The sequence below is a fragment of the Streptomyces sp. NPDC001700 genome (assembly GCF_053596435.1).
The window spans coordinates 89,280-98,471 of record NZ_JBSFGE010000022.1; the positions used below are offsets into that span (position 1 = coordinate 89,280).

Below are 9,192 nucleotides of genomic sequence, written 5' to 3' on the forward strand. Positions count from 1 at the left end.
CTCGGTGAGGCCGTCGCCGCCCGCTCCGCCGGACAGCGCGCCCGAGCGGTCGGGCACGGCCGCCACGACCACATCCGGTACTCGCCCGTCCACCGCCGCCAGTTCGGCGAGGTCCCGGTACGACGGCACCGCGACGCCCTCGTCACCCTCGCCGCCCAGCAGCGTTGCCAGGCCGGTGGGGGCGGTGGGGTCGGTGGGGTCGTCCAGCACGGCCCAGGCGCCCTCCACGGCGCCCGACGGTGCCATGGGCAGAGCCGTCCACTCCACTCGGAACAGCGACCCGTCGTGGCCCGTACCACGGGCGGCGTCGAGCTGCTCGCCGCTCACCGGCCGTGCGGTCAGCGCGTCCACGGTGGCGACCGTCTCGCCCGAGGGGTCTGTGAGCGTCAGCGAGAAGACGTCGGTGCCCACGGGATTCAGCCGTACCCGCAGCTCGGTGGCGCCGGTCGCGTGCAGGCTCACCCCGGCCCAGGAGAACGGCAGCCGCGCCGCACCGGCCTCCTCGGCCGGTGAGACCAGTCCGACCGTGTGCAGCGCCGCGTCCAGCAATGCCGGATGCAGGCCGTACCGTCCGGCCTCGTCCGCCATGGCCTCCGGCAGCGCGACCTCGGCGAACACCTCCGCGCCGCGACGCCACGCGGCCCGGAGCCCCTGGAACACCGGCCCGTAGGCCAGGCCCAGGCCCGCAAGGTCCTCGTACAGGCCGTCGACCGGCACCGGCTCGGTGTTCACGGGCGGCCAGACCGCCGCCTCTGCCGTGGGGACCGTGTTCTCCGGGGCCAGCAGACCACCGGCGTGCCGTGTCCAGGTGCCCCCTTCGGAGGCGTCCGCCGGACGCGCGTACACGCTCAGCGCACGCCGACCCGCCTCGTCCGCGTCCCCGACCGCCACCTGGAGCTGTACGGCGCCCAGCTCCGGGAGGACCAGCGGACTGTCGGCCGTCAGCTCCACGGCCCGCCCGCAGCCGACCTGATCACCCGCCCACACGGCCAGGTCCACCAGAGCGGCACCGGGCAGCAGGACCGAGCCCAGGACGGCGTGGTCCGCCAGCCACGGCTGCTCCTCCAGCGACAGCCGACCGGTGAACAGCACGCCACCGGTGTCCGGCAGTTCCACCGCCGCGCTGAGCAGCGGGTGACCGGCAGGACCGAGGCCGCCGAGTTCCATGCCACCCGCGAAACGGCCGCCAGCCAGCCAGTACCGCTGGTGCTGGAAGGCGTAGGTGGGCAGGTCAACCGTCCTGGCGCCGCGCCCGGCGAAGAACGCCGCCCAGTCGACGGTGGCTCCGCGGACGTGGGCCTGGGTGACGGCCGTGGTCACGGTCTGCGCTTCGGGCCGGTCGGCGCGGAGGGTGGTCACGAAGAGGGCGTCGGCGCTGTCCTGGCCCATCGCGGAGAGAACACCGTCCGGGCCCAGCTCGATCAGGGTGCGCACACCTTGTTCGCTCAACGCCCGCATGCCATCGGCGAATCGCACCGACTCGCGCACATGTCGTACCCAGTACTCCGGGTCGCGCAATTCCTCGACGCCCGCCGGTGCACCGGTGACATTGGATACGACGGCGATACGCGGCGCCTCGTACGACAGCCCTTCCGCGACCCTGCGGAACTCCGCCAGCATCGGCTCCATACGCGGCGAATGGAAAGCATGCGAAACCGTGAGCCGCTTGGTCTTACGGCCCTGCTCCGTGAACCTGGCCGCGATCTCCAGCACAGTGTTCTCGTCGCCGGAAACAACGACGGACATGGGCCCGTTGACGGCGGCGATCGACACCGTGTCCAGGCCGGTCAGCGCCTCGGCGACCTCGGCCTCGCTCGCCTGCACCGCCACCATCGCGCCCCCGGAGGGCAGCGCCTGCATCAAGCGACCACGCGCCGCCACCAGCGCACACGCGTCCTCCAGCGACCACACACCCGCCACATACGCGGCAGCCAACTCACCGATCGAGTGGCCCAGCAGGACATCCGGTGTGACGCCCCAGGACTCCAGGAGCCGGAACAACGCCACTTCGAGGGCGAACAAACCCGCCTGCGTGTAAACGGTCTGATCGAGCGCGGCCGCGTCCTCGAAGACGACCTCCCGTAGCGGCCGGTCCAACTCCACATCGAACCGCGCGCACACCGCGTCGAACGCCTCCGCGAACACCGGAAACGCCGCATACAACTCCCGGCCCATCCCAACCCGCTGCGCGCCCTGACCGGTGAACAGGAATCCGACCCTGCCACCGTCACCGGCCGATCCGCGCACGAGCCCCGGCAGGCGCTCACCCTCGGCCAAAGCCGCCAGTCCCGCGCGGAGTTCGACCCTATCCGCGGAGACGACCGCGGCCCGATGCTCCAGCGCCATCCGCGCAGTGGTCAGCGACAGTGCCACATCGCCAGGTTCGACCTCCGGGTGACGGTCCAGGTGGGCAAGGAGGCGCGCTGCCTGGGCGCGCAGGGCGGGTTCGGCCGAGCCGGAGAGCACCCACGGCACGACCGGCGAGGTCACGGTCCGTACCGGCTCCTCGGCAGGAACGGTGTCGGGGGCCTGCTCGATGATGGTGTGGACGTTGGTGCCGCTGATGCCGAAGGAGGACACGGCAGCCCGACGCGGTCGCCCCGACTCCGGCCACTCCCGCGCCTCGGTCAGCAGCTCCACCGCGCCCCCGGACCAGTCCACCTGCTGCGACGGCTCATCCACGTGCAAGGTCCGCGGCAGCACACCGTGGCGCATCGCCATCACCATCTTGACCACACCGGCCACACCGGCAGCCGCCTGGGTATGTCCGATGTTCGACTTGATGGACCCCAGCCACAGGGGCTCTTCCCGACCCTGTCCATAGGTGGCGAGCAGGGCCTGCGCCTCGATCGGGTCACCCAACGTCGTCCCCGTACCGTGCGCCTCCACCGCATCCACCTCGGCCGCCGTCAGCCGCGCGCTCGCCAGCGCCTGACGGATCACCCGCTGCTGCGACGGGCCGTTCGGCGCCGTCAATCCATTCGACGCACCGTCCTGGTTCACCGCACTGCCGCGCACCACCGCCAGTACCGAATGCCCGTTGCGCAGGGCATCCGACAACCGCTCCACGAGGAGCACACCGACGCCCTCGCCCCAGCCGGTGCCGTCCGCCGCGTCCGCGAAGGACTTGCAGCGACCGTCGCGTGCCAGGCCGCGCTGCCGGGAGAACTCCACGAAGGTACCGGGCGTGAACATCACCGTGACACCACCCGCGAGGGCGAGCGAGCACTCCCCCGAGCGCAACGCCTGCACGGCCATGTGCAGGGCGACCAGGGAGGAGGAGCAGGCGGTGTCGACGGTGACGGCCGGGCCCTCCAGGCCGAAGGTGTAGGCGATCCGGCCGGACACCACGCTGCTCGACGTGCCCGTGCCGATGAAGCCTTCGACCTCGTCCGGGACGGTGCTCAGCCGGGCGCCGTAGTCGTGGTACATGACCCCGGCGAACACACCGGTGCGGCTGCCCTTCAGAGAACCGGCGTCGATGCCCGCCCGTTCGAAGACCTCCCAGGAGGCCTCCAGCAGCAGCCGCTGCTGCGGGTCCATCGCCAGCGCCTCACGCGGGCTGATCCCGAACAGACCGGGGTCGAAGTCGCCCGCCTGGTGGAGGAAGCCGCCTTCACGGGCATACGACGTCCCGACGCGGGCTGGGTCCGGGTCGTACAGGTTCTCCAGGTCCCAGCCCCGGTCCGTGGGGAACTCCCCGATGCCGTCACCGCCACCGGCCACCAGCCGCCACAGGTCTTCCGGCGACAGGACGCCGCCGGGGTAGCGGCAGGCCATGCCGACGATCGCGATCGGCTCGTCGGCCCCGGCCACCGTCGTCGCCGAGGTGTCCTCCGCGTCGTCCTCGCCCAGCAGCTCGGCCCGGAGGCGGTCGGCGAGCGCGGCCGGGGTCGGGTGGTCGAAGATCAGGGTCGCGGGCAGCTGGAGGCCCGTGGCCGCGTTGAGGCGGTTGCGGAGTTCCACGGCGGTCAGCGAGTCGAAACCGAGGTCCTTGAACGCCTTGGCGGGCGGCACCTCGTCGAGTCCGGCGAAGGCGAGCGCCGCGGCGGTCTCCGTGCGGACCAGGTCGAGTATGAGCCGTGCCTGTTCGGCTGCGGGCAACCGGGCCAGACGGTCGGCGAACGCTCCGGCGGCGGTGTCGGGGCCGAGAGTGTCCACCGCGCGCCGGGCGGGACCACGGACCAAACCGCGCAGCAACGGGGACGGGGTTCCGGTGTGGCGCAGGGCGGCCGGGGCGAGGCGGACCGGCACGGGCGCGGCGTCGGCCCCGGCGCAGGCCGCGTCGAACAGGGCGAGCCCTTCCTCGGCGGTGAGCCCGACCATTCCGGCGCGGCGCATCCGGGCGAGATCGCCCTCGTCGAGGCTGCCGGTCATACCCGTGTCGCCCTCCCACAGGCCCCAGGCCAGGGAGGTCGCGGGGAGCCCCTGGGCGCGGCGGTGCCGGGCCAGGGCGTCGAGGAAGGCGTTGGCGGCGGCGTAGTTGGCCTGACCGGGGCTGCCCACGACGCCCGAGACGGAGGAGAACAGCACGAACGCGGACAGGTTCAGGTCGCGGGTCAGTTCGTGCAGGTGGACCGCGCCGTGCGCCTTGGGCCGGAACACCCGGTCGAGTCGCTGCGGGGTGAGTGTGTCGACCAGGGCGTCGTCGAGTACGCCTGCCGCGTGCACCACGGCGGTCAGCGGGTGTGGGGCGGGGATTCCGGCCAGCAGCGCGGCGACGGCGTCACGGTCGGCCACGTCGCAGGCCACCAGGGTCACCGTGGCGCCCAGCGCGGTGAGTTCCGCCTCCAGCTCCGGGGCGCCCTCGGCCTGGGCGCCGCTGCGGCTGGTCAGCAGCAGGTGTCGTACGCCGTGCCGGGTGACCAGGTGCCGGGCGAACCGGCCGCCCAGGGCGCCGGTGGCACCGGTGAGCAGGACCGTCCCGGCGGGGTCGGGTATCAGGCCCGTGACGGCCTCGTTCTGCGGCGCCCTGGCCAGTCGGGGTATCAGCAGGTCGCCACCGCGGACGGCGAGCTGCGGTTCGGCGGACCGCACGGCCTCGGTCGGCAGTGGGGCGCCGGGCGTCGCCGGGTCGGCGTCCAGCAGCACCAGTCGGCCGGGGTGTTCCGACTGCGCCGAGCGCACCAGGCCCCACACCGCCGCCGCCTCGGGGGCGCGCACGTCCCCGTCGCCGGTCGCGGCGACGGCGCCGGTGGTGATCAGCACCAGCCGGGACGCGGTGAACCGGCTGTCGGAGAGCCATGCCTGGAGCAGGTCCAGTACGGCACGGGCGGCGTCGTAGCCGACGTCGGCGAGGGAGCCGGTGTCCGCGGTGCCGGTGGTGACACGGTGGATGACCGCCTCGGGGGCGGGCCGACCGGTGTCGACCGCTGCGGCGAGCGCGCCCAGATCGGCGTACCGCTCCTCTCCTGCGCCCGGCTCGCCGGACGCGGTCTCCTCCGCGATCAGCTCGACCCAGTCCCCGGTGGAGCCGGACGGCGGCTCCTGCGTGGTCGGAAGCGCGGTCCACTCCACCCGGAACAGGGCGTCGTGTCGGCCGACGCGGGCCTGGGCCAGCTGCTCCCCGGTGACCGGTCGCAGGGCCAGTCGGTCCACGGATGCCACGGGCCGGTCCAGGGAGTCGGCGATGTCCAGCGCGACGCCGTCGGCTCCGGCCGGGGACAGCCGGACCCGCAGGGCCGCCGCGCCGGAGGCGTACAGCGAGACGCCTCGCCACTCGAACGGCAGCTGGACCCGGTCGGGTTCCGCCACCAGGTCGGCGAGCCCCAGCGCGTGCAGGGCGGCGTCCAGCAGCGCCGGGTGCAGCCCGAACCGGGCGGCGTCCCCGGCCGCCCACTCCTCCAGCGCGACCTCGGCGAACACCTCCCCGTCGCCGCGCCATACGGCGCGCAAGCCCTGGAACACCGGGCCGTAGTCGAGGCCCAGGGCGGCCAGTCGCTCGTAGAAGCCGTCCAGTTCGACCGGCTCGGCCCCGGTCGGCGGCCATACCCGGCCGACGGGCTCGGCGGGTGCCACCTCCCGCGCCCCGGCGGACAGCACGCCGCTCGCGTGCCGGGACCACGGCCGGTCGTCGGAGACGGCGGGGCGGGAGTGCAGGGTCACCGGCCTGCGGCCGGACGCGTCGGCCGCGCCCACTTCGAGCTGGAGCTCCACCGCGCCCTGTTCCGGCACGATCAGCGGCGCCTCGAGGGTCAGCTCGTCCAGCCGGTCGCAGCCGACCTGATCGCCAGCCCGCAGAGCCAGCTCCACGAACGCCGTGCCGGGCAGCAGCACCGATCCCAGCACCGCGTGGTCCGCGAGCCACGGCTCGACGTCGATGGCCAGCCTGCCCATCAGCAGCAGCCGGTCCTCGCTGGCCAGGGTGACGGCGGCGCCCAGCAGCGGATGGTCCAGCAGGGCCACGCCACCGGGCAGTTCGCCCGTCCCCGGCAGCGGCGTGGTCCGCAGCCAGTACCGCTCGTGCTGGAAGGCGTAGGTCGGCAGGTCGACCGGCTCGGCTCCGCGCCCCGCGAAGAATGCCGCCCAGTTGACGGCGGTGCCCCGCAGATGAGCCGCGGCGACGGCGGCGGTCAGTGTGTCGTCCTCCGCACGTCCGCCGCGCAGCAGGGGCACACCGAGCACATCGGCGTCATCGGGCAGACACTCCTGCCCCATCGCGGAGAGCACACCGTCCGGGCCCAGCTCGATGAGGGTGCGTACACCCTCAGCGGCCAGCGCTCGCATCCCATCCGCGAAGCGCACCGCCTCACGGACGTGCCGCACCCAGTAGCCCGGGTCGCACAACTCTTCGGCGGTCGCGAGCCGTCCGGTCACGTTCGAGACGACGGCGATACGCGGCGCCTCATACGACAGCCCCTCGGCGACCCTGCGGAACTCCGCCAGCATCGGCTCCATACGCGGCGAATGGAAAGCGTGCGAAACCGCGAGCCGTTTGGTCTTACGGCCCTGCTGAGCGAACCGTTCGGCCAGCTCCTGTACGACGTCCTCGTCACCGGACATCACCACGGAGGTGGGTCCGTTGACGGCGGCGATCGAGACCGTGTCCAGGCCGGTCAGGGCCTCGGCGACCTCGGCCTCGCTCGCCTGCACCGCCACCATCGCACCGGCCTCGGGCAGCGCCTGCATCAACCGACCACGCGCCGCCACGAGTGTGCACGCGTCCTCCAGCGACCACACCCCCGCCACATACGCGGCAGCCAACTCACCGATCGAATGCCCCAGCAGGACATCCGGCGTCACACCCCAGGACTCCAGAAGCCGGAACAACGCCACTTCGAGGGCGAACAAACCGGCCTGCGTGTACACCGTCCGGTCGAGCGCGGCCGCGTCCTCGAAGACGACCTCCCGCAGCGGACGGTCCAACTCCGCGTCAAACCGCGCACACACCTCATCAAACGCCGCCGCGAACACCGGGAACGCCGCATACAGCTCCCGGCCCATCCCGACCCGCTGCGCCCCCTGCCCGGTCAACAGAAAACCGAGCGTGCTCTCTCCCGGGGCTTCTCCGCGGCGCAGTGCGGGGGCCTGCCGGTCCTCGGCCAATGCCTCCAGTGCGTCCAGGAGTTCGTTCCTGTCCCCGGAGACGATGGCAGCCCGGTGTTCCAGGGCCGACCGGGACGTGGCCAGGGAGAGGGCGATGTCGGCCGATCCGTCCTCGGGCCGGGAGCACACGTGCTCGGCCAGGCGCTGGGCCTGGGCCCGCAGGGCTGCCTCGGTGCGACCGGACAGCACCCAGGGCACCACGTCCGTGCGGACCGGGGCGGTCTTCTCGGACTGAGTGTCGGCGGAGCCCGGCTCCGGGGCCTGTTCCACGATCGTGTGGGCGTTGGTGCCGCTGATACCGAAGGAGGACACGGCGGCCCGACGCGGTCGCCCGGACTCCGGCCACTCCCGCGCCCCGGTCAGCAGCTCCACCGCTCCGGCGGACCAGTCCACCTGCGCGGTGCGCTCGGCGGCGTGCAGGGTCTGTGGCAGTACGCCCTGCCGCATCGCCATGACCATCTTGATCACGCCAGCCACACCCGCGGCGGCCTGCGTGTGCCCGATGTTCGACTTCACCGACCCCAGCCACAAGGGCTCTTCCCGGCCTTGCCCGTAGGTGGCGAGAAGGGCCTGTGCCTCGATCGGATCGCCCAGCCGGGTCCCCGTACCGTGCGCCTCCACCGCGTCCACCTCGGCGGCCGACAGCCGTGCGTTGGCCAGCGCCTGACGGATCACCCGCTGCTGCGACGGACCGTTCGGCGCCGTCAACCCATTCGACGCACCGTCCTGATTCACCGCACTGCCGCGCACCACCGCCAACACCCGGTGACCGTTGCGCTCCGCGTCCGACAGTCGTTCCACCAGCAGCACGCCCACACCCTCGGCCATGCCCATACCGTCCGCGTCCGCCGAGAACGCCTTGGAACGCCCGTCGGCGGCAAGGCCACGCTGACGCGAGAACTCCACCAGCGGGCCAGGCGTCGCCATCACGGCGACGCCACCGGCAAGGGCGAGCGTGCACTCCCCCGAGCGCAACGCCTGCGCGGCGAGGTGGAGAGCGACGAGGGAGGACGAGCAGGCGGTGTCGACCGTCACCGCCGGGCCTTCAAGGCCCAGGGTGTAGGCGACGCGCCCGGACAGCACACTGGTCGCGCTGCCGGTGAGCAGATGTCCCTCGACGCCTTCGGCCGGTTCGTGAAGCCTGGGACCGTAGTACTGGTGGCTGGCCCCGGCGAAGACGCCGGTGCGGCTGCCCTTGAGGGAGGCCGGGTCGATCCCCGCCCGTTCCAGGGCTTCCCAGGAGGTCTCCAGCAGCAGCCGCTGCTGCGGGTCCATGGCCAGGGCCTCACGGGGGCTGATGCCGAAGAGCCCGGGGTCGAAGTCTCCGGCGTTGTGGAGGAATCCGCCCTCACGGACATAGGTGGTGCCCGAGGTCGCGGGGTCGGGGTCGTACAGGCCCTCCAGGTCCCAGCCGCGGTCGGTGGGCAGCCCGGAGATCCCGTCGCCGCCGGAGGTGACCAGCCGCCACAGGTCTTCCGGGGAGGCGACCCCGCCGGGGTAGCGGCAGGCCATGCCCACGATGGCGATGGGGTCGTGAGCGGCCGCCGCGAGTTCCCGGTTCTGCTGCCGCAGACGCTCGGTCTCCTTCAGGGACGCTCGCAGCGCTTCAACGACCTTGTCGGTGGATGCAGTCATGTCCTTGCCTCA

1 protein-coding gene (cut by a window edge) is annotated in these 9,192 nt (G+C 72.9%); it reads right to left on the bottom strand.

Going from position 1 to position 9,192, the window contains the following annotated elements:
• Positions 1 to 9,147, bottom strand: partial view of a type I polyketide synthase gene (locus ACWC5C_RS32195; protein ID WP_450881261.1) — the 5' portion only. It extends 6,972 nt beyond the left edge of the window; 9,147 of the gene's 16,119 nt are visible here — the first part of the coding sequence; its start codon is at positions 9,145 to 9,147; its stop codon lies beyond the left edge, outside the window.
• Between the last annotated feature and the right edge of the window lie 45 nt (positions 9,148 to 9,192).